Origin of the sequence: Vampirovibrio chlorellavorus, from assembly GCF_003149375.1 — a bacterium.
GTDB classification, from domain to species: Bacteria; Cyanobacteriota; Vampirovibrionia; order Vampirovibrionales; family Vampirovibrionaceae; genus Vampirovibrio; species Vampirovibrio chlorellavorus_B.
In genome coordinates this window covers 1-18,660 of the sequence record NZ_QFWH01000007.1, presented here as the reverse complement: position 1 = coordinate 18,660, position 18,660 = coordinate 1, and the positions used below count along the sequence as shown (strand labels likewise).

Annotated in this window: 20 protein-coding genes and 1 tRNA gene; 11 read left to right on the top strand and 10 right to left on the bottom strand. The window is 54.4% G+C overall.

The features are described 5' to 3' along the window. Positions 1 to 9: 9 nt before the first annotated feature. From rimM to DF283_RS09680, 3 genes are read left to right on the top strand one after another with little or no spacing between them, the layout of a single operon-like run. On the top strand, positions 10 to 573 hold the full coding sequence (gene rimM, locus DF283_RS09690; RefSeq protein ID WP_303674604.1) for a ribosome maturation factor RimM: 564 nt from the start codon (positions 10 to 12) through the stop codon (positions 571 to 573). Positions 574 to 585: 12 nt separating this feature from the next. Continuing rightward, positions 586 to 1,266: a tRNA (guanosine(37)-N1)-methyltransferase TrmD gene (gene trmD, locus DF283_RS09685; RefSeq protein ID WP_303674603.1), complete on the top strand. Its 681-nt coding sequence runs from the start codon at positions 586 to 588 to the stop codon at positions 1,264 to 1,266. Between the two features lie 13 nt (positions 1,267 to 1,279). Next, positions 1,280 to 2,191 carry an alpha/beta fold hydrolase gene (locus DF283_RS09680; RefSeq protein WP_303674602.1) on the top strand — a complete coding sequence of 304 codons (912 nt, stop codon included), beginning with the start codon at positions 1,280 to 1,282 and terminating at the stop codon, positions 2,189 to 2,191. A 247-nt stretch (positions 2,192 to 2,438) separates the two neighbouring features. Here DF283_RS09680 and DF283_RS09675 read toward each other — a convergent pair whose 3' ends face one another. The 4 genes from DF283_RS09675 to DF283_RS09660 all read right to left on the bottom strand — a co-directional run bounded on the left by DF283_RS09675 (position 2,439) and on the right by DF283_RS09660 (position 7,670). Continuing rightward, complete coding sequence (locus DF283_RS09675) at positions 2,439 to 2,672, bottom strand: flagellar FlbD family protein (RefSeq protein WP_303674601.1); 234 nt, start codon at positions 2,670 to 2,672, stop codon at positions 2,439 to 2,441. Further along, positions 2,669 to 5,356 (bottom strand): ATP-dependent chaperone ClpB, encoded by a 2,688-nt coding sequence (gene clpB, locus DF283_RS09670; protein WP_303674599.1) that lies wholly within the window; start codon positions 5,354 to 5,356, stop codon positions 2,669 to 2,671. The genes DF283_RS09675 and clpB overlap by 4 nt, the downstream gene beginning before the upstream one ends. Before the next feature lie 168 nt (positions 5,357 to 5,524). Next, a complete protein-coding gene (locus DF283_RS09665) occupies positions 5,525 to 7,051 on the bottom strand; it encodes an HD domain-containing protein (protein ID WP_303674597.1) in 1,527 nt (508 codons plus the stop codon). A gap of 130 nt (positions 7,052 to 7,181) precedes the next feature. After that, positions 7,182 to 7,670 carry a hypothetical protein gene (locus tag DF283_RS09660; protein ID WP_303674596.1) on the bottom strand — a complete coding sequence of 163 codons (489 nt, stop codon included), beginning with the start codon at positions 7,668 to 7,670 and terminating at the stop codon, positions 7,182 to 7,184. Between the two features lie 260 nt (positions 7,671 to 7,930). On the opposite strand from DF283_RS09660, the gene DF283_RS09655 reads away from it, so the two are divergent. Next, positions 7,931 to 8,689, top strand: coding sequence for a hypothetical protein (locus DF283_RS09655; protein WP_303674594.1), 759 nt, complete (start codon positions 7,931 to 7,933; stop codon positions 8,687 to 8,689). Positions 8,690 to 8,751: 62 nt separating this feature from the next. After that, complete coding sequence (locus DF283_RS09650; protein WP_303674593.1) at positions 8,752 to 9,135, top strand: hypothetical protein; 384 nt, start codon at positions 8,752 to 8,754, stop codon at positions 9,133 to 9,135. 39 nt (positions 9,136 to 9,174) lie between these two features. Here DF283_RS09650 and DF283_RS09645 read toward each other — a convergent pair whose 3' ends face one another. From DF283_RS09645 to rfbB, 4 genes are all read right to left on the bottom strand, one after another. Next, positions 9,175 to 9,648: a hypothetical protein gene (locus DF283_RS09645; RefSeq protein WP_303674592.1), complete on the bottom strand. Its 474-nt coding sequence runs from the start codon at positions 9,646 to 9,648 to the stop codon at positions 9,175 to 9,177. 141 nt (positions 9,649 to 9,789) lie between these two features. Beyond that, entirely contained in the window at positions 9,790 to 11,082 is a 1,293-nt protein-coding gene (gene csaB / locus DF283_RS09640) for a polysaccharide pyruvyl transferase CsaB (protein ID WP_303674591.1), read from the bottom strand. A gap of 8 nt (positions 11,083 to 11,090) precedes the next feature. Beyond that, positions 11,091 to 11,948, bottom strand: coding sequence for a dTDP-4-dehydrorhamnose reductase (rfbD, locus tag DF283_RS09635; protein ID WP_303674590.1), 858 nt, complete (start codon positions 11,946 to 11,948; stop codon positions 11,091 to 11,093). A gap of 33 nt (positions 11,949 to 11,981) precedes the next feature. Further along, the gene (gene rfbB, locus DF283_RS09630) at positions 11,982 to 12,995 is read right to left on the bottom strand and encodes a dTDP-glucose 4,6-dehydratase (RefSeq protein WP_303674589.1); all 1,014 of its coding nucleotides are present in this window, start codon (positions 12,993 to 12,995) and stop codon (positions 11,982 to 11,984) included. 119 nt (positions 12,996 to 13,114) lie between these two features. Between rfbB and DF283_RS09625 the strand changes: the two genes are divergently transcribed. From DF283_RS09625 to DF283_RS09610, 4 genes are all read left to right on the top strand, one after another. Beyond that, entirely contained in the window at positions 13,115 to 13,693 is a 579-nt protein-coding gene (locus DF283_RS09625) for an L-threonylcarbamoyladenylate synthase (RefSeq protein WP_303674588.1), read from the top strand. 157 nt (positions 13,694 to 13,850) lie between these two features. Beyond that, positions 13,851 to 14,363: a ribose 5-phosphate isomerase B gene (gene rpiB, locus DF283_RS09620; protein WP_303674586.1), complete on the top strand. Its 513-nt coding sequence runs from the start codon at positions 13,851 to 13,853 to the stop codon at positions 14,361 to 14,363. Further along, positions 14,357 to 15,637, top strand: a complete 1,281-nt coding sequence (locus tag DF283_RS09615) for a serine hydroxymethyltransferase (RefSeq protein WP_303674585.1) — start codon at positions 14,357 to 14,359, stop codon at positions 15,635 to 15,637. Before rpiB ends, DF283_RS09615 begins: the two co-directional genes overlap by 7 nt. 25 nt (positions 15,638 to 15,662) lie before the next feature. Continuing rightward, on the top strand, positions 15,663 to 16,721 hold the full coding sequence (locus DF283_RS09610; protein ID WP_303674583.1) for a glycosyltransferase family 4 protein: 1,059 nt from the start codon (positions 15,663 to 15,665) through the stop codon (positions 16,719 to 16,721). Positions 16,722 to 16,882: 161 nt separating this feature from the next. Here DF283_RS09610 and DF283_RS09605 read toward each other — a convergent pair whose 3' ends face one another. Further along, entirely contained in the window at positions 16,883 to 17,089 is a 207-nt protein-coding gene (locus tag DF283_RS09605; protein ID WP_303674581.1) for a superinfection immunity protein, read from the bottom strand. Between the two features lie 196 nt (positions 17,090 to 17,285). Here DF283_RS09605 and DF283_RS09600 point away from each other — a divergent pair. Both DF283_RS09600 and DF283_RS09595 read left to right on the top strand, forming a co-directional pair. Beyond that, a tRNA-Phe gene (locus DF283_RS09600) sits at positions 17,286 to 17,361 on the top strand. A gap of 256 nt (positions 17,362 to 17,617) precedes the next feature. After that, the gene (locus DF283_RS09595) at positions 17,618 to 17,824 is read left to right on the top strand and encodes a hypothetical protein (RefSeq protein ID WP_303674580.1); all 207 of its coding nucleotides are present in this window, start codon (positions 17,618 to 17,620) and stop codon (positions 17,822 to 17,824) included. Here the strand turns inward: DF283_RS09595 and DF283_RS09590 are convergent. Continuing rightward, positions 17,821 to 18,660 (bottom strand): tyrosine-type recombinase/integrase (locus DF283_RS09590; protein ID WP_303674578.1); only part of this gene is annotated, 840 nt, incomplete at its 5' end. The two genes, DF283_RS09595 and DF283_RS09590, sit on opposite strands and share 4 nt — an antisense overlap.

Genomic DNA, 18,660 nt, shown 5'->3' with positions numbered 1-18,660 from the left:
GCCGAATAGATGAACGATCAACTGGTTCGGGTCGGTAAAATCATTGGTTGCCACGGAGTGCGTGGTGATATCAAGGTGCGTCCCACGTCGGAAAATCCCGCCTGGGCCAAGGCCAGACAAAAACTGACCCTGAAGCACCACAAAACCGGTGAGCATCTGCACTTTTCCGTGCAATCGGTTCGAGAGCAAGGCCCCCTGCTGGTCATCAGCCTGGAGGGCATCGACAATCGAAACGCGGTGGAGCCACTGGTGGGCAGTACCGTGTTCGCCAACCGGGACGCCTTGCCCAAACCGGATGAAAATGAGTTCTGGGCCGATGATTTGATTGGCTTGACCGTGGTGGACGCCCAGAATGGCCGCTCCCGTGGCAAGGTCAAAGATCTGCTCTCTTCCAGTGGGTCTGATTTTCTGGAGATCCAGATTGAGGACAGCGAGGAAACCGTGGTCATTCCCTTTATCCATCGCTTTTTCCCGGAGGTGAACCTGGAACAGCGGACGGTGTCCATTGACCTCCTCAGCGATTTTCTGGCCCTGTCCACCGATCCGGTAACCGCCGATCGGCTGGAGCAATAAGCGCCGTTGCCCATGAAATTCAGTATCCTGACCCTGTTTCCAGACGTGATTGAAGCCTATGTTTCGGCCAGCATCGTGGGTCGGGCCCGCCAAAAAGGCGTGGTGGAGATTGAGGCCATTAACTTCCGGGACTTCAGCGCGGATGCCCATCGCAAGGTGGATGACTCTCCCTTTGGGGGCGGTAGTGGCATGGTTTTGACCTGCCAACCGCTAGAAAGCGCCTACCAAAGCCTGTTACCACTCCAGCAACCGGCCCGGGTGCTGATGACCACGCCCACCGGGAGGCGATTTGACCATCGTTTCGCCCTGGAATTGAGTGAGGCCCGCCAAGTGGTTCTTTTTTGCGGACACTACGAAGGCTTTGATGAGCGCATCAAGAGCCTGATCCCTGAGATGGAAGAGGTTTCCATGGGAGATTACGTGCTGACCGGCGGCGAATTGCCCGCCTTGAGCATTGTGGATGCTGTGACCCGGCTGCTGCCCGGGGCGGTGCAAAAGTTCACCTCCGTGCAGGCGGATTCTTTCTACGATGGCCTCTTGGATTACCCCCACTACACCCGTCCCGCTGAATATAAGGGCTTACAGGTGCCCGAGGTACTACTTAGCGGCAATCATGCCGCCATCGAGCAATGGCGCAAGGCCCAAGCCTTGGAACGCACTCAGCGATTGCGTCCCGACTTGTTGCAGCGCTGAATGACCCTCTCGTATGCTTCCTACCATCCCCTTGACCAATGACATTGTAGACCAGAGCGAGGCCGCCGTTCTGGTGGATCAAATTCACCCGGGAAAGCCCTTAATCCTCAGCTTTGGGTTTGTGAACTGGGAGCAACGACCTGCTTTCGACTTTTACGGTCGGGTCAAAAAGCTGGAAGTCACCACGGGGCAAGTGTTTAATCGTATTTTGATTCGAGATTGTACCAATAGCTGGTATCACCGGGAAATTCCCGGATTGGGCAGCCATGTGGATGCAGTGGCCGACAGCCTGCGACAGCTCATCGCCCGAATCCAGCCCAGTCATGTCATTACCATCGGGCAGTCCATGGGAGCCTATGCGGCCATAATGTTTGGTATTTTGCTCAAGGTGAAGCGCATCGTGGCCTTTGGGCCCTTGTCCTTTCTGAATGTGGAGCAGGCCCTGACTTATCATGATCGCCGCTGGCTGCGGGTCATGCTGGATTTGCACGACCATCCGCCGCCGTCGCTGTATGCGGATCTCCCCCAATTATCCCGAGAGCGCCAGTCTACTTGTGACTTACGGGTGATTTTCGGCACTCAGCCGGATGCCAATGCCCCGGAGTCGGTCAATCTGGATGTGTTACACGCCCATCGCTACGGTGCATTGCCCAATTGCAGCCTGTATCCGGTGCCCCGCTCCGGGCATGCCGTGGTGCAGCATCTGATCGATCAGGGGCAAATGGATGCGGTGCTGGCAAAGCACTTGCTGGATTTCGACCTGCCCATGGGTACTTCTGAACTCCCGCCTCACTGGCAAGATTGGCTGAATGAAAACATGCGTCAAGGCGCACATGCCCTGGAATTGGCCATCATTCTCAAACAACATGGCTTCAGCGAACAAGCCATCCAGCTTGGCTTCGAGCGCCTTGGCGGATTGAGCTAAAAGCTGAACTTAGCAGACGGCAGCCCAAAATAATTCGATACTATCCCAAGGCCGACTGTCCAAGTTGGATGCACTTGTTTTACTTTGCTTTTCATATCTAGGACGGTCATTCCCGCACTTGAGCTGTCATTCCCGCGGAAAGCGGGAATCCAGGAAAAGAGCATTAGGAGGGATATTTTCTGGCTAATTAAGCACTATAAATCTGGATTCCCGCTTCCGCGGGAATGACAAATAGCACGGTGGAGAATCATTCCGAAATGGTTGAAGTCAGGGGCGTTTGCGCCTTGACCTCGGGCAGTTCAGAGACAATGCGCCGCTTGAAGGCCACAAAGCGATCAATCAGCTCCTGCGGGGATTCCCGCACCATCAGTTTCTCCCCGGTGGTCAGGGTGATCACCGTATCCGGGGTGGCCTCCAGAGTCAGGATCAAATCCGGATTGAGAAAATAAATACTGCCGTTTAATCGAGAGACTTCAATCATGGACGCTGGCTCCCCGCTGCGGTTTCCGTGGCTTGATGACTGCTTTGCGCTGAGGCCGGTTTCCGGCTGAATAACAGCTTGTCGTTCAGCGGATCCACTTCGGCAAGAACCCGATCCCCATCCTTGAAACGCCCTTCCAGCAACAGACTGGCCAGGGGATTTTCCAGGTACTTGCGAATGACCCGCTTCAGCGGACGGGCCCCGTAAATGGGGTCATAGCCCAGATTGCCCAAATGATCTTTGGCCTCCTCGCTCAGTTCGATGGCGATGTGACGGTTGGCCAACAGCTTGTGCAAGCGCTTTAACTGAATATCCACAATCCGCCGCAGGTCTTGGGGCTTCAGCGCTTCAAAGAACACGATGTCATCCAGCCGGTTAATGAATTCGGGGCGGAAGCTGGCCCGCACTTCTTCCATGACCCGCTCCCGCATGGCTTCATCGCTACCCGGCTGGGCCAGACTACCCTTCAGTCGAGCTTCCAGAATGATGGGACTGCCGATGTTACTGGTCAGGATGATCAGCGTGTTGCGGAAGTCCACGGTGCGGCCCTTGCTGTCGGTCAGACGCCCCTCATCCATCACTTGCAGCAGGACGTTAAAGACATCCGGGTGGGCTTTTTCCACCTCATCAAACAGCACCACGGAATAGGGCTTGCGGCGAACGGCCTCGGTCAACTGTCCACCCTCATCGTAGCCCACATAGCCGGGAGGGGCCCCAATCAGCCGGGCCACGGCGTGTTTCTCCATGTACTCGCTCATATCAATGCGCACCACGGCGCTGTCATCGTTAAACAGGTATTCGGCCAGGGCTTTGGTCAGCTCCGTTTTACCCACCCCGGTGGGCCCCAGGAACAGAAACGCCCCAATGGGACGGCTTTCGTCCTTCAGTCCAGCCCTTGCCCGGCGCACCGCTTCGGAAACGACCTGCACGGCCTGTTCCTGTCCCACCACCCGTTGGTGCAGAAATTCTTCCATCTTCAGCAGCTTTTCCACCTCGCCTTCCATCAGCTTGGCCACCGGAATGCCCGTCCAGCGGCTGATGACCTCGGCGATGTCCTCTTCGTCGATTTCTTCTTTCAGCATGGGCTTGCCATCGGCTTTTGTCCCGGCATTCAGCTTGCGTTCTTCCGCTTCCAGCTGGGTTTGCAATTCCCGCAGGCGGCCATATTTCAGCTCAGCGGCCCGGGCCAGATCGGTTTCCCGTTCGGCCTGCTCAATTTCCACCCGGGTTTGCTCCATGGCCTCCTTAATGCGTTGAACGGCCTGAATGTCTTCTTTCTCCGCTTTCCAGGCCGATTCAAAGGCGTCTTTTTGCTGGCGCAATGTGGCGATTTCCTGCTCCAGCCGTTTCAAACGGTCCTGAGAAGCGCTGTCCTGCTCCTTCTTCAGCGCTTCGGCCTCAATTTCCAGTTGCATGAGATGCCGGGAAATCTCGTCCAGTTCCTGAGGCAGGCTGTCAATTTCCATGCGAATCTTGGAAGAGGCCTCGTCGATCAAATCAATGGCCTTGTCCGGCAAAAACCGATCGCTGATGTAACGGTGCGATAACGTGGCGGCGGCGATAATGGCGGAATCCTTGATGCGCACCCCGTGATGCACTTCGTAGCGGTCTTTCAAGCCCCGCAAAATGCTAATGGTATCTTCCACGCTGGGCTCATTGACCATGACCGGCTGAAAACGGCGCTCCAGGGCGGCGTCTTTCTCAATGTACTTTCGGTACTCATTAATGGTGGTGGCCCCAATGCAATGCAGCTCCCCCCGGGCCAGCATGGGCTTCAGCAGGTTGCTGGCATCCATGGCCCCATCGGTCGCCCCAGCCCCCACCACGGTGTGCAATTCATCGATGAACAGGATGATATCGCCTTCCGCCGATTGCACTTCTTTCAAGACGGATTTCAGGCGCTCCTCGAACTCGCCCCGGTACTTGGCCCCGGCGATTAACGCGCCCATATCCAGCGAAATCAGCTTGCGGTTTTTCAGGCTCTCCGGCACATCCCCGTTGATAATGCGCAGGGCCAAGCCCTCCACAATGGCCGTTTTCCCCACGCCGGGCTCCCCGATTAAGACCGGGTTGTTCTTGGTGCGGCGGCTGAGGACCTGAATGACCCGGCGAATCTCTTCCTGCCGCCCGATGACCGGGTCCAGCTTGCCGCTGCGGGCCACGGCGGTGAGATCCTTGCCGTACTTTTCCAGGGACTGATAGTTGCCCTCGGCATTCTGAGAATCCGCTTTGCGCCCGCCCCGGATGTCCTTGAGGATGGCGTAAATATTGTTCTTGCTCAGGTTCCGCTTGCGCAGCAAATCGCTGACTTCCCCGCCGGTTTCCAGCATGGCCAGCAAAATATGCTCGGTGCTGACATAGGAATCCTTGAGCCGCTCGGCTTCACCCGCCGCTTCATCCAGCAGTTTTTTCAACCGGGGGGTGATAAATACCTGACCCGATTCCAGAGCATGCACGGTGGCCCGGGTGCGCTTGGCCAAGGCGGCTTCCAGCTCCTGGCGCAAGTCTCGGGGCTCAATATTGAGTTGTTGAAAGATACGGGCCACCAGTCCCTTGTCGTTCTCCAGCAGGGCCAGCAAAATATGCTCGGCATCCAGCTGGTTCTGCTCAAAACGCTTCAGGATACTCTGGGCGTCCACAAACGCGTCCTGGGCCTGAGTGGTCAGTTTATCCATATCAATCATGGTGTGCATCCCCTAGTTGCAATTAGTTGCAATTGACCGGGAGTAACCGCAAAGCCGGGCATTGTGACCGGGCCGGGTAGCCCCCTTACTAATGGTATTATCCCCCCGGACTCAACCAATGGCCGGAAAGTTTAGGATGATTTAATGATTGGTCCGAAACGACAGCCCTCACAACCAGCCCTCGTTCTCCAGATGTTCTTCCCCCTTGGGCAGGGCCGGAATGGGCAGATGCTGCTCCAAGGCCTGAATCAGCACTTTCATGGCTTCGCGATCCCACACGAACAGCAGGTGCTTTAAATTGGTATCCGGCTTGACGGACAGGGAAAAGGAGGAAATTTCCCGCAGATCCACCACATTGCCCCGGGTGGTGCGAATCCAGATGGGTTCCCGGCAATCCGGCGGCTGGTACATGGGCTTGGAATGCACCACGGTTTCCTCAAAGCAAAACTCCATGGACAGGCCCCGTTTTTCGTAGTGGGCCTGCAAAGCAGCGTATACGGGTTCTAATTCCTGCACGCTGGCTCCGCCAAAACCGTACTTGGCCAGGTCCACAAACTTCAGCAGGTTATGGCGCAGCATGCGGTTAGCCAAATCGCTGAGCAGTTGATCCTCGCTATGGCTGGCCCACTGGTTGATCTTCTCCCACAGGTAGCAATCATCCATACGCAGGTACTGCTCGGTACTCAGGGCCTTGCCGTCGGTCATGAGTTGATACAGTTCATCAGCCGGAGCCCCGGTGGAAATGCCCTGCTGGCGTGCCCACTGAAAGCGCATCAGCACCTTCTTCAACAGGGCCTCGGAGGCTTTATCCAAAGAGTGCAAGGCCATTTTGTAAGCCTGATGCCGCCCGAACAGGTAATGCTCAATGGCCGGAACGGCCTCTTCCCGAACCGCCACCACGTCCTTGCCGTTGGGCAGCTTGGCCAATTCCAGGTTGGCGATGATGCGGGCTGCCTCGATGCGTCCGTACTGCACGCCTAAAAAGTGGCTGTCCCGCTGTAAATAATCCAGACGGTCCATGTCCAGCTGACTGGAGATCAGTTGGGCTAAAAAGTGCTTGGGGGCCCCATCGCCCATAAAGTTCAGCATGGCCTGGGGCAGTTCCGGGCCAAAGCGCTTCCAGATCTTTTGCAACTCTGGATCTTCGGTCAGGATTTTCCGGTTCCAGTGCTTGTCGTGCAGCAAACCCTGCTCTTCCAGCCCCAGAATGTCTTCCAGGGTGTGGGAGAGCGGGGTATGGCCAATGTCATGCACCAGAATGCCCAGCAACAGCAAGCGACTGAGAGGAATATTGGTATTGGGGTAATGGCTGTCCAGCAAGACTTTGGTCTTGGGATGCCGGTTCAACTGCTCCAATGCCTGCATCATCAGGGAGGCCGACCCAATGCTATGCACAAAGCGGGAGTGGGTGGCCCCGGGAAAGACAAATTCGGCCAGACCCATTTGCTTGACCCGCCGCAAGCGCTGGAAGGCCTTGCTGTTCATCACGCTGAGCAGCAGGTTTTGGGAGGGATCGTTGCGGTCGAACTGAATCAGCCCGTGAATGGGATCGGCCACGCTGGTGCGGCGATGCACGGTTTGCTCGTTCACCGCCCTGGTCGGCCCGGGCTTTCCATCCGGCACCGGGTGGGCCGTGGCCGCAGGTTGCTGAAGCGATTGATTGCTGTCCGTCTCAGGCGTTACCGGATTGGTCATGAACGCTGGGCCCCTCTTTGGTCAACATCACAGATTTCCCCAATCACTATTATCCCGCTTTTTAGCGGAGTTGACCATTGAAAGTTCAGCTTGCCAGAAATGAAGGCCTGAGCCGGAGGCGTGTCCCCCCCTAAAAACCGGAACGGCTGAATCCAAATTTACGGGGCTGGGTCTTACTGGGCTGATTTTTCTTGAGCAATTGCAATTGCTCCTGCCGACGTCGTTCGGCTTCCTCTTCTTTCTGGATGGTTTGCATGTATTTGACCTCCACCCCGGCTTTGTTGGCGGTTTCCTCGCTACAGGTGACGCAAAAGCGGCCTTTCCGCTGAATTTCCCGGATAATGGCCCCGCATCCCTGACAGGCGGTTTTCAGGAACATTACCCCGGTGGTCAACTTGCCTTCCAGATAGTAGCGTTCAATGGTTTCCACCGAAATTTCCAATTCCACGGACAGTTCATCAATGGTGATGCCGCCATCGGCGGAACTTTTTTGCAACCGTCGGTACAGTTTGGTCACTTCCTCTTCCTCCAGCCGAATACAGGCCGGGCAATGCTCATTGGCGGTTACTTTCTGAAAAATCTTGTTACAACGCTTGCAATTAATGACTGATCCAACCATATCTCGTTCCTCGTGCTATCACGCTGCTTGGGGAAACCCCTATCTCACGCCGGGGACTTTATCCATTAACTACACCTTTTGTATTACCTCCTTATCGAACCATGCGTCTAAAAACTTGAGGCTATTCGTAAAAATCGAAAACTTTTGTAATACTTTGTGATAATCGGAGTCAACAAAGTGCATTTTTCGGTTTTATAGCCTCAGTCAACGCAAGCGCTCGTCGAGCGTCAGGAAGTCCGTGTCGGGCCAGAAGGATTCTCGTGAACGTCAATTCCCACTCAATGTCATCGTTACCGCTGCAACAGCCCCGACAATTGGCGGGGGCGGTCGTTCGCAGTCAGGTCAACAGGCCTGCTTCGGTTCAGTTTGGCGGGGGAAGCACCACCGGCATCTCCCTGGGAACCGCCTGGCAGACCTTGCGCAGCCATTTTAGCAATAAAAACAACCCGCAAGTGGCCAAGGCTTTCGTTAAAAAATACGGCACCGATGTCGTTTTCCCGGCGCTGTTTACCATTCCGGTTGTGGGCTGGGCGCTGGGCATTCTGGGGATGCCCGTTGCTGGCTACCTGAGCAAAAAAGGCGACAAGGCCCTGGAAACTTATACCAAGGACCCCAGCCTGCAGAATCATCCGGCGGTGCGGGCGGAGGAAATCGCCAACCACTGGAACAAAGATACCGTCAGTTTCAATGAGTTGTCCACACGCTGGAACAACTTCATCGGTTCCCTGTTTCCTGCCAAACCCGGTAGCGCTGACTTTGAGAATAACCAGAAAATCCAGAAGAAGTTACAAATCAGTGAGAAAACCAAAGGTAGCTGGTTATATAGAAACTTAGCTAAGTTAGTAAACGCTAAAAACGCCTTGACCAAAAGCTGGGTTCGCTTTCTGGCCGCTCCGTTCACTCTTATTCATAAAGGTCTGCAGAAAATCAACTGCCCCAGCGCCTTGCGCAAGGTCTTTTTGCTGCCCCGCTTTGCCTTACTGGCCCTGTTTTTCCTGTTGGAGAAGGCGCCAAAGTAACCCGCAAAAGGGATATCCCGGATTGACTTGCGGAACCGCAGCGCTTCCCCTAGAATGCCACTATGTTGATCGCGATTTCCACACTGGCAGTCCTACTAATTTTGGTTGGCTGGAAGTTCAAGAAGCAACGGGCTGTACATATCCCGGCCATGAGTCTGGCCTTCCTGATTGACCTGGGCCTGTTGCTGTACATTGAACTGAACCGGCACGCCATCGCCACCTTGCAGAAAACCATGAGCAGCGGGGCGGATGAAGGCCTTCTTTATTTTCACGTCTCGGTGTCGGCCTTTATGCTGGTTTTATACTTTGTGCAAATCGGCACCGGTATCCGTCTGGCCAAGGGGCGGGAAGTCAGTCGGGTCTTTCACCGCAATGCGGCGGGGTTATTTCTGGCGTGCCGCTTGCTTAACTACGTCACCAGCTTTTTTGTGGTCTCAAATCTGTAAACAGCATCGTCTAAACCGAATGAGCTAAGGCGCTTCAGCCTATTCGCCTTCCTGCATTTGGCTGCTGGCGGCTTCTTCCACTTTAACCACTTCTCCCAACAAACCCACCCCGAAGGCGTCATTGAGCTGTCGGTTCAACTGCTCTTCCTCACTGGGTTTCTGCTTGCGGTTCCCGTTAAAAAAGCTCATAATTTGCCCGGCCAGCTTTTCCATATTGGCATTGACCAGTTGAGCCAAATTGGCAGGCAGTAAGCCCAACGGGGTCACCCGGGTTTGCGTGGATTGCGGTAAATTGGGATTGGGCGGGGCCAGCGGCTCTTTAAAACGAAAAGTCGAGGCGTCTTGTTGCAGGGGTTGATACAACTGAAATGGATTCACCGCTGAAGCCTGCCCGGCACTCACCGCAGGCCGGTTCATAAACGGGGAAGCCCCGTCGGCCTTCACCGCCTCTGCTTTTCTTTTCTCGGCAGTATCGGCAACCGGGTAGAGTGAAACTCCCGTGTAATCCATCATCTCAAAAGTTCCCGTCTAAACTTTAGGACCCATCAAACCAAAAAATAAAAGTGACGAACCAAACTTTAATACGCTAATTCAAAATCACAGAATGTGCAATTGTTTTTAGAGACTAGCCGAAAAGTTTTGAGAGCGGTGTGGCTACAAAGCCAGGCGGGCAGCCGGGATATCCAGCAGGCGCTCCAGAGCGGTCAGGTTTTTTCGGGATTTTTGCTGAAAGGGTTTCAGATCAACCTTGGGGTACTGCTCCAGGGCCGTCTTGATGGCGTCGGGGCTAATGGCTTTCAGCCCGGCAATGGTGGTGCCTTGCAGATTAAACATACTCAGCAGGGAAGCGACCTTGGGATCGTAGACCAGCCCGTAAACCGGAATGTTAAAGAGCAAGCCCAAAATCAGGCTGTGGAAACGCATGCCCAAAATGACATCACATCCGGCCAGACTGTCCAGCACGCCCTCTGGCGGCACAAGAGACACGGAAATCCGGCTGGTGGACTTTAACTGTTTGGCAAAACCCTCTAATAGCTCCGTATCTTCTTTCTTCTGAAAGGGCAGCAGCCTGAAGCAAACCGGCCCTTCATGCTGCTGGGCCAGGGCGTTTAAACAGTCAGCCAAAGCGTTTAATCGTTGGGCGTTCAGCTCATGCCACGGACGCAAAGACACACCCACCGTCCATGCCTCGGACGGGGTGGCATCGCAGGAGCGGGACGCCCTTGCGGCTTCCGCCGATGCCCGTTTGGATGGGGCGGCAGCCTTTTCTGCAAGCGGATTTCTCAGCAACCACACCGGATCGGCGGTGATCTCCGGCTTTTCACCAGTGAGTTCTTGCACCAGCAAAGCGCTTTTTTCATCGCGCACCATAATTTTCTCGCACTTGCGCAAGGCGGCGGCGGTCATTTTTCGAGAGAGTGCCTTTCGCAGCGGGCCCACCCCCTGCGCCCAGAACACCACCGGCACGTCGAAAAAACGGGCCAAATGAATCAGGCCGCCATAGTACAACGCGCTCATGGGGCCGGTGGCATCCTGAAACAAGCCGCCGCCCCCACTGATGAACAGATTGGCCGAGGCCAGGGCGTCCACAATATCAATAAAGCTGGTGCGCTTGATGGCATTCACCCCGTATTGGGCGGTGGTTTTTTTGGGATTTTGGGAAAGCACGGTGATTTTAACGCCCCGATCCTTCAGTTCGTCCACCAGCACCTTCAGGATCAACTCGTCCCCCAGATTGTCAAAGCCGTAATACCCCGAAATCAGCACGCTGGGGGTTAAGCCCGACTTACTTTTAGGGGTTTTTCCGGCTTTTCCTTTACCGGCCCCTTTAGGCGACACCGCTTTGGCTGGTTTTCCCGCGCTTTTTTTCTTTTTGGAGGAAGCGCTGGCGGATTTACCGACGGATTTGCCGGATGTTTTGGACTGATCGGAGGGGCGTTTTTTCATAGCGAGATTCACAATACCGTTGATTGTTGCTGATACTGGGTGAAGTAAGCCTGAAAGCCGGTTTCCCAGGAGGGAACAGCCAGATTGGGACAGGCCAGCGGGGTGAACTGGGGACGGTTGGCTGGCAAGCCCAGGTCACTGCTGTGAACCCGGTGAATACCCTCGGTGGACAGGCCCGCCATCTGGCAAATGCGGATCGCTTGCTCGTACCGGGATATGGCACCGGCATCAGCGGCATGATGTACCCCAAACTGTCCTGAGTTTATGATGTTTTCAATGGCCACGGCCAGATTCCCCGTCCAGGTGGGGGTTCCCACCCAGTCTTCAGCGGCCTTCACCGCTTTCCCCTGACGGGCCTGATCCAGTATCCATTGAGCAAAATTATTCCGATGGATGCCAAACAGCCAGCTGGTGCGAATAATGTAATAAGCCTCCAATTGCTCAGTGGTCAACAGCTCGCCGTAATACTTGGACAGGCCGTAGGTATTGATAGGGTTGGGACGATCCTCGGGCAGGTACGGCTCTGACTTCAGGCCGTCAAACACGTAATCGGTGCTAATGTAGGCAAAAACAGCGCCCAGTTTCTGGCTGGCCAAGCCCAATTTATGGGTGCCATCCTTATTAATGGCCATCGCCATGTCCGGATCCCGTTCGCAAGCATCCACATTGGTGAAGGCGGCACACTGAATGACCACTTCCGGCTGGAAAGGCTCCAGTTTTTCCGTCATCTCATCTTCGGTGACCAACAGGTTCAAGGTCTCGCTGGTGGTGGGAAACACCGAATAGCCTTTCCCACGAAAGTGGGTGACCAACTCCTGGCCCAGCATCCCGGCAGCACCAACCACCACAATGTTCTTAAAACCCATAACGCATCACTTCCTTTACAGAATGGTCATCGGCTACTGAGCAGCTGCGCTGGCCAAGGGGCTTTGTGGTTCCCGCTGGCGCACATTGGCCACCCATTGGGGATTATCCAGATACCATCGCACCGTTTCGGCCATGCCTTGCTCAAAGGGAATTTGGGCCTTCCAGCCCAGCGCCCGTTCAATTTTTCCGGAATCCAGCGCATAACGGCGATCGTGTCCGGGCCGATCGGTGACAAAACGAATCAGGCTCTCATCCTTGCCCAGGGCTTTGAGGATAAGCCCGGTGATTTGCAGGTTGTTCAGCTCATTCCCGGAGCCGATGTTGTAGACTTCACCGGGAGCCCCGTCCCATATCACCCGGGCCACCCCGGCGCTGTGATCCTGAACGTGAATCCAGTCCCGCACATTCAGGCCATCCCCATAAACCGGCACCGGCTTGTTCTCCGAGGCGTTCAGGATGAACAGGGGAATCAGCTTTTCCGGGTACTGGTTGGGGCCGTAGTTGTTGGTGCACCGGGTCACGCACACCGGCATCCCGTAGGTTTTCCAATAGCTGAGGGCGATCAAATCGGCGGCGGCTTTGCTGGAGGAGTAGGGACTGCTGGGCTCCAGCGGCGATGCTTCGGTAAATTTGGCCGTCCCTTCGATGCTGCCATACACCTCATCAGTGGACACCTGCACAAACTTCCGCACGCCCCGCTGTCTGGCCGCCTCTAACAAAACCTGGGTGCCCCATACATTGGTGCGAATAAACTCGCTGGGACCGCTGATACTGCGATCCACGTGGGTTTGGGCCGCCACGTTCACGCAAACATCGGCCTCTGCCATCAGGCGGGATACCAGCGCCTCATCGCAAATATCCCCCTGCACAAAGCGATAGCGCTCATCGGACGCCACGGACTTCAGATTCTCCGGATTGCCCGCATAGGTGAGTAGATCCAGGTTGGTGATGTGGATATCGGTGTGTTGTTGCAGCAAATGACGAATCAGCCAGCTGCCAATAAAGCCACAGCCGCCGGTAATCAATAACCTGATTTTCTCAGACATCGGGGGAACTCTCTGCGCACGGCATAACAATCACAATCAATAGCTCTATGCTACGGAAAAATCGGGATTTTGTTAAGTCCCGCCGGTTTGGCCTGCCGCAATCAGGGTAAAATAAAACTATGGATTTGACTTTGCTGAATGCCTTGTCTCATTTGGAAAAGCCGGACGGACTGATTGCCTTGCCCGGCCCGGAAGGCTATATTCTTGCGGTCAGGCCGGATCGACCGACGGCCCTCGAACGTCTGGCCCGGCTGAAAGGACGAACAGAACCCTTGCTGCTTCTGGGTTGGGATCTGCCAGCCTTTACCCCGTTTATTGGACCGCTTCCGCCCAAGGCCACAGCACTCATCAAGCGCCACTGGCCCGCCCCCCTGATACTGCTACTGGATCAACCCCAGCCGTCCCCAGAAACTTTCAGCGCCTGGGGGCCTCTCAAAATCTTGCAGCCTGATAGCGCCCTGCTGATGGATTTGCTGTCCCTGAACCCCACCGGATTGCTGGTGACCCTGGGAGCGGGCCGTGGCACCGATCTTCCGGCGCGGGAAGCCGCCGCGGTTTACAATACCTTTGGGGATGACGTTGATTTTGTGGTGCATGGGGACGCTGAGGTTCTGGAAAGCGTTGCCCCTACCGTGGTTCGGGTCAAGTCCAATGATGAGATACAACTTTTAAGAAGTGGGGCCATTGTGTTAGACTAACGGCGTTTCAGGTTTCCCCAAGCCATTGCTGGCCGAACGTATAAAAAATGTTCAAAAATCGCTTGCAATTTTCCTGCAACAGCAAGCAATAAAGAACATTGCACAATTTACACAAACTGTAAAAAAGATAGCTGGATAAAAAGGTCGCTGGATTTCGATGAAAAAACTGGTTCTAGGCTCCGATCACGCTGGCTTTCCCCTCAAGGAAAAAATCGCTGAACATTTGCGCCACAAAGGGTTTGAGATTATTGATATCGGCTGCCACAACGGGGATTCGGTTGATTACCCGAGCATATCCGCCCAGCTGGCCCAGGCCGTGCAAGGCATCCAGCAAGAAGCTCCCGAGCAAACGCATTACGGAATTTTATGCTGCGGCAGTGGCATTGGGGTTTGCATTGCCGCCAATCGCTACCCCTGGATTCGGGCCATTGAAGCCCACGATCACAACACGGCCATTCTCAGCCGTCGCCACAACGACAGCAACGTGCTTTGTCTGGGCGGGCGGGTTCTGGCCCCTGAATTGGCTTTTACACTCATCGACGAATGGCTGGAAACGCCCTTTGACGGCGGCCGTCATCAAAAGCGGGTGGATATGATGAGTGATCCCCGGATTGATATTACGAAACAAAGCGCTGAAACCTGCGCCGCAAAGGAGATGCCATCATGCTGAACCTCGATCTGCTCCAACAGACCGACCCCCAGATTTACCAAACCGTTGTGGATGAGCTGCACCGGGAGCAGAACACCCTGGAGATGATTGCCAGCGAAAACTTTACCAGTTTGGCCGTCATGCAGGCCATGGGCAGCGTGCTGACCAATAAATACGCGGAAGGCTTGCCCGGCAAACGCTACTATGGCGGCTGCGAGCATGTGGATACCGCTGAAGAAATCGCCATTGCCCGGGCCAAGGAGTTATTTGGAGCCGATCACGCCAACGTACAGCCCCACAGTGGCGCTCAGGCCAATATGGCCGTATTTCTGGCCACGGGGTTAAAATCCGGCGATACCATCATGGGGATGGACCTCTCCCATGGCGGGCACTTGACCCACGGTTCGCCCGTCAACTTCTCCGGGCTGTTTTTCCGGGTGGTGGCGTACGGCGTCAACCCCGACACCGGAATGATTGATTATGATGCGGTTCGGGAAATCGCCTTGCGGGAAAAACCCAAGCTGATCATCTGCGGGGCCAGCGCTTATTCCCGCGTCATCGATTTCGCCAAATTCCGAGCCATCGCCGATGAAGTGGGCGCTTTGTTGCTGGCCGATATTGCCCATATCGCCGGTCTGGTGGTCAGTGGCTTGCACCCCAGCCCCATTCCGCACTGCCAGTTTGTGACCACCACCACCCACAAAACCCTGCGGGGACCTCGTGGCGGACTCATTTTATGCCAGGCCGATTACGCTAAGGCCGTGGACAAGGCCGTTTTCCCCGGTATTCAAGGCGGTCCACTCATGCACGTCATCGCCGCCAAGGCGGTAGCCTTCAAAGAGGCCCTGTCCCCCGAGTTTAAGACCTACTCAAAGCAGGTCATCGCCAATGCCAAGGCGCTGTCTGAATCCCTGATGGAGAACGGCATCAATATTGTGAGCGGCGGTACCGACAATCACTTGATGATGCTGGACTTGCGCAATGTTAATCTGACTGGCAAGGCCGCCCAAAACCTGCTGGAAGAGATTCATATTACCGCCAATAAGAACACCATCCCCAACGATCCTCAATCGCCTTTCATCACCAGCGGCATTCGTCTGGGTACGCCTGCCCTGACCAGCCGGGGCTTTGATGAAGCGGCCATGCGCAAATTGGGACAAATTATTGCCGAAGCGCTCAAAAAGGGTGAAAATATAGAGACTCTGGTAAAGGAAGTACAGGCTTTGAGTCAACAGTTTCCCCTCTATCCGGAACTGGGAACAAGCCTGAAACGGGAGGCGCTCAGCCATCATTAAGCTGGAATATGCCAATTCACCCTTCTTGATCGATGCGATTGGTTTTATCGTGGCCTTAATGGTCAGTTTCATTCTGGTTCCTATCGTTCGGAAGCAGGCCATTGCCGCCGGTTATTACGATGCGCCCGGGGCCAGAAAAATCCACAAGTACCCTATCCCCCGCCTGGGCGGTGTGGCCATCTGGCTGGCTTTCATGTTGTCGCTGGGGGTGATTGTGTTTCTGGGCTGGCGTCCGGAGCTACACAACGCCCTGCCCGGTATTCTGGCGGGAGGCACCATCGTTTTTTTACTGGGCTTACTGGATGATCTCTTCAATCTGTCGCCCTACCTGAAGTTGAGTATCCAGTTCATTGCCGCCCTGACCGCTTTCTTTCTGGGCATTCAAATCAACAATCTGGATTTACCGGGCGCCCAACTGCTGGTTCTCAATGCGCTCAGTCTCCCGGTGACTGTGATTTGGCTGGTCGGCCTGATGAACGCCATGAATTTCATTGATGGCATTGATGGGCTGGCCGCCGGGGTCACGACCTTATCGGCGCTGACCCTCACCATCGTCGCGTTGTTTACCAATCAGCCTTCCTCGGCGTTGTTGGCCGCGCTATTGGCCGGCTCCAGTCTGGGTTTTCTGGTTTACAATTTTCATCCGGCCCGCATTTTTATGGGAGACAGTGGGGCTTTGTTTTGCGGATTTTTACTGGCCTGTATTGCGGTGACCGGGGTTTTAAAGACCAAGGTGGCCGTCATGTTACTGCCCATTTTCGTGTTGAGTGTACCCATTCTGGATATTACCTACTCGGTGTTTCGGCGACTCCTGCGGGGTAAAAACCCCTTCCTGCCGGATGCGGATCACATCCATCACCAGTTTTTAAAGGCGGGTATGGGTCAAATACGCACAGTCACTTACCTTTACAGCTTATGCGTGGTGGGTGGATTGATTTCCGTGTGGTACGTGAACTACCTGCCCATTTATATCGCCTCTTTGGCGGTGATGTTCCTGCTCGCTTTCTTATTAATCATGCTGGTACGAAAGATTTTCCCCTTACCCAGCCCCCAAAATCAGGACCCTGCCGATCCGTCTGCATAGACCTGCTTTATTAACGGCTTTTAGAAACCGCATGGCGTAGGTCAGAGAAGATGCCTGATGGCTCAGTGTTTCCGCCTATAAAGCTTACAGCTTTTTCACCCGAAAATCCGCACTGATCCCGTTCCGTGACCCTCTTGGGCTTATTGCTGCTTGCCTGTGTCCTATGCGGGGGATAGTTGATATTTTCGGTGTCCCCACGGGAAGATGGCCCAAGCCAGCGCCATCAACCAGCCCGCCAAGCTCCATCCAGCCAGCAGGTTTACTGTAAAAATGCCCGGCAACTGTCGATGCCTGAAACGCAGGGCCACCCAGGTTGGCAAGAAATACAAGAAAATCAGCGGCAAGCCCAGCAGAATCATCACTTCCATTATGTTCCCCTCAATTTTTACCCATCACAATCGTACCATACCGCAGGGCGGGTTATCCTTTGACAAGTGTGATTACTGGCTCCCTTGCTTCAAGATTTCTCAAGTAAAGATGAGATGTCCATCGGGCGGGAACTCAGCTGCGATGTCTTGACAGCGCTTTGTCTTTGGAGGTTAATAGCAATGTTGTCGATTGCAAGCCACCTTAGCTCAGTTGGTAGAGCAGCGGACTGAAAATCCGCGTGTCCGCAGTTCAATTCTGCGAGGTGGCACCACCTTCTTTTAAACCCTGGACAGTGTTTCGGGGTTTTTGAGTTTTTAGGGGATGAGGGTCATCTTAGGCCAAGGTGTCGCTTTGGTGCAGTCTTGCCGGGAAGTGCCGGGAAACAGTGGGATTTCAGGGGTAAGCGATATACAAAGAACGACTGGGACGTGCCGGGATTTACCGGGAAGCTGAACCTTAAGTAAAGATGAACCTCTCTATATGTTTTAATATTATTATGGGTTTATATAAATGGGATTTTTTATTCAATGAAAGCTAATATTATTTCTGCTTTAGAGTACAGTACTGTTATTGAGGGACAGATTAAGAAATACGAAACACAATTAGAAGAAATTGTAATCGCAATAAACCAAGGCCAGAAACCTAAAGTCAGTCAAAGTTTTAATACGATTAGAACTGAAATTAGGAGATTAACACGACTTCTTGAAGAGTTTAGAAATCAAGTCTCTGATTAACTCAGGTTATAGCGACTCTGCAACTTGTCCATTGCCGCCTGAATGTGTTGGCCGTTCTGGTGGGCGTAGCGCTCAACCATCTGTAAGGTCTTGTGGCCGGAGATCCGTTTCACCGTCACCAAATCGACACCTGCTTGTACTAAATGCGTAATGGCTGTGTGGCGCAGGGAATGGAAGACAATTTCCTCGGGATCAAGGCCAGCAGCCTTTACGACCCGTTTAAAAGGTTTGAAAAGTTCTACCATATGGCCGGTCTTGGACTTGGGCTGCGGGAAGAGGAACGGCTGATCGTGGGGAATCCCCAGCATGAATTGGCTCAGGAATTGAGCTAGATGCTCGGTGATGGGTTGCTCCCGGCTGCCAGCCTTGGCTTCGGGGATATAAATCATACGCCGGTTCAGATCGATGTGCTTCAAGAGGATGGACAGGACTTCCGAGCGCCGCATGGCGGTTTCCAGCGCAATCAGGATAATGGCGTAAATGTAAGGGTGAACATCCGCCTTAGCCGCCTCAACCAGCCGATTGGCTTGCTCTACGGTGAGATAAGTAATCCGTCCACTGTCCTCTTTCAGTTTCTTGAGCTTACAGGAACGCTTCTCAATCCAGCCCCATTCAATCGCTTTATTGAGGATATGGGATAGAATAGCCAACTCCCGGTTGATGGTACCGGATGCAGCGCCTGCCTCTAATCGTTGGCGTTTATACTGCTCGCCGTCGAACGTGGTGATTTGGGTTAGCGCCTTATCTTTAAAAAACGGAAGCAGATGATCCCGCACTCGCTGGACTTTATCATGGTGACTGCGAGTGTGATCGCACCGTTCCAGGTAGAGTTTGGC

Coding starts and splice junctions, on each gene's coding strand:
- rimM (WP_303674604.1), top strand. CDS start 10: ATGAACGATCAACTGGTTCGGGTCGGTAAAATCATTGGTTGCCACGGA.
- trmD (WP_303674603.1), top strand. CDS start 586: ATGAAATTCAGTATCCTGACCCTGTTTCCAGACGTGATTGAAGCCTAT.
- DF283_RS09680 (WP_303674602.1), top strand. CDS start 1,280: ATGCTTCCTACCATCCCCTTGACCAATGACATTGTAGACCAGAGCGAG.
- DF283_RS09675 (WP_303674601.1), bottom strand. CDS start 2,672: ATGATTGAAGTCTCTCGATTAAACGGCAGTATTTATTTTCTCAATCCG.
- clpB (WP_303674599.1), bottom strand. CDS start 5,356: ATGATTGATATGGATAAACTGACCACTCAGGCCCAGGACGCGTTTGTG.
- DF283_RS09665 (WP_303674597.1), bottom strand. CDS start 7,051: ATGACCAATCCGGTAACGCCTGAGACGGACAGCAATCAATCGCTTCAG.
- DF283_RS09660 (WP_303674596.1), bottom strand. CDS start 7,670: ATGGTTGGATCAGTCATTAATTGCAAGCGTTGTAACAAGATTTTTCAG.
- DF283_RS09650 (WP_303674593.1), top strand. CDS start 8,752: ATGTTGATCGCGATTTCCACACTGGCAGTCCTACTAATTTTGGTTGGC.
- DF283_RS09645 (WP_303674592.1), bottom strand. CDS start 9,648: ATGATGGATTACACGGGAGTTTCACTCTACCCGGTTGCCGATACTGCC.
- csaB (WP_303674591.1), bottom strand. CDS start 11,082: ATGAAAAAACGCCCCTCCGATCAGTCCAAAACATCCGGCAAATCCGTC.
- rfbD (WP_303674590.1), bottom strand. CDS start 11,948: ATGGGTTTTAAGAACATTGTGGTGGTTGGTGCTGCCGGGATGCTGGGC.
- rfbB (WP_303674589.1), bottom strand. CDS start 12,995: ATGTCTGAGAAAATCAGGTTATTGATTACCGGCGGCTGTGGCTTTATT.
- DF283_RS09625 (WP_303674588.1), top strand. CDS start 13,115: ATGGATTTGACTTTGCTGAATGCCTTGTCTCATTTGGAAAAGCCGGAC.
- rpiB (WP_303674586.1), top strand. CDS start 13,851: ATGAAAAAACTGGTTCTAGGCTCCGATCACGCTGGCTTTCCCCTCAAG.
- DF283_RS09615 (WP_303674585.1), top strand. CDS start 14,357: ATGCTGAACCTCGATCTGCTCCAACAGACCGACCCCCAGATTTACCAA.
- DF283_RS09605 (WP_303674581.1), bottom strand. CDS start 17,089: ATGGAAGTGATGATTCTGCTGGGCTTGCCGCTGATTTTCTTGTATTTC.
- DF283_RS09595 (WP_303674580.1), top strand. CDS start 17,618: ATGAAAGCTAATATTATTTCTGCTTTAGAGTACAGTACTGTTATTGAG.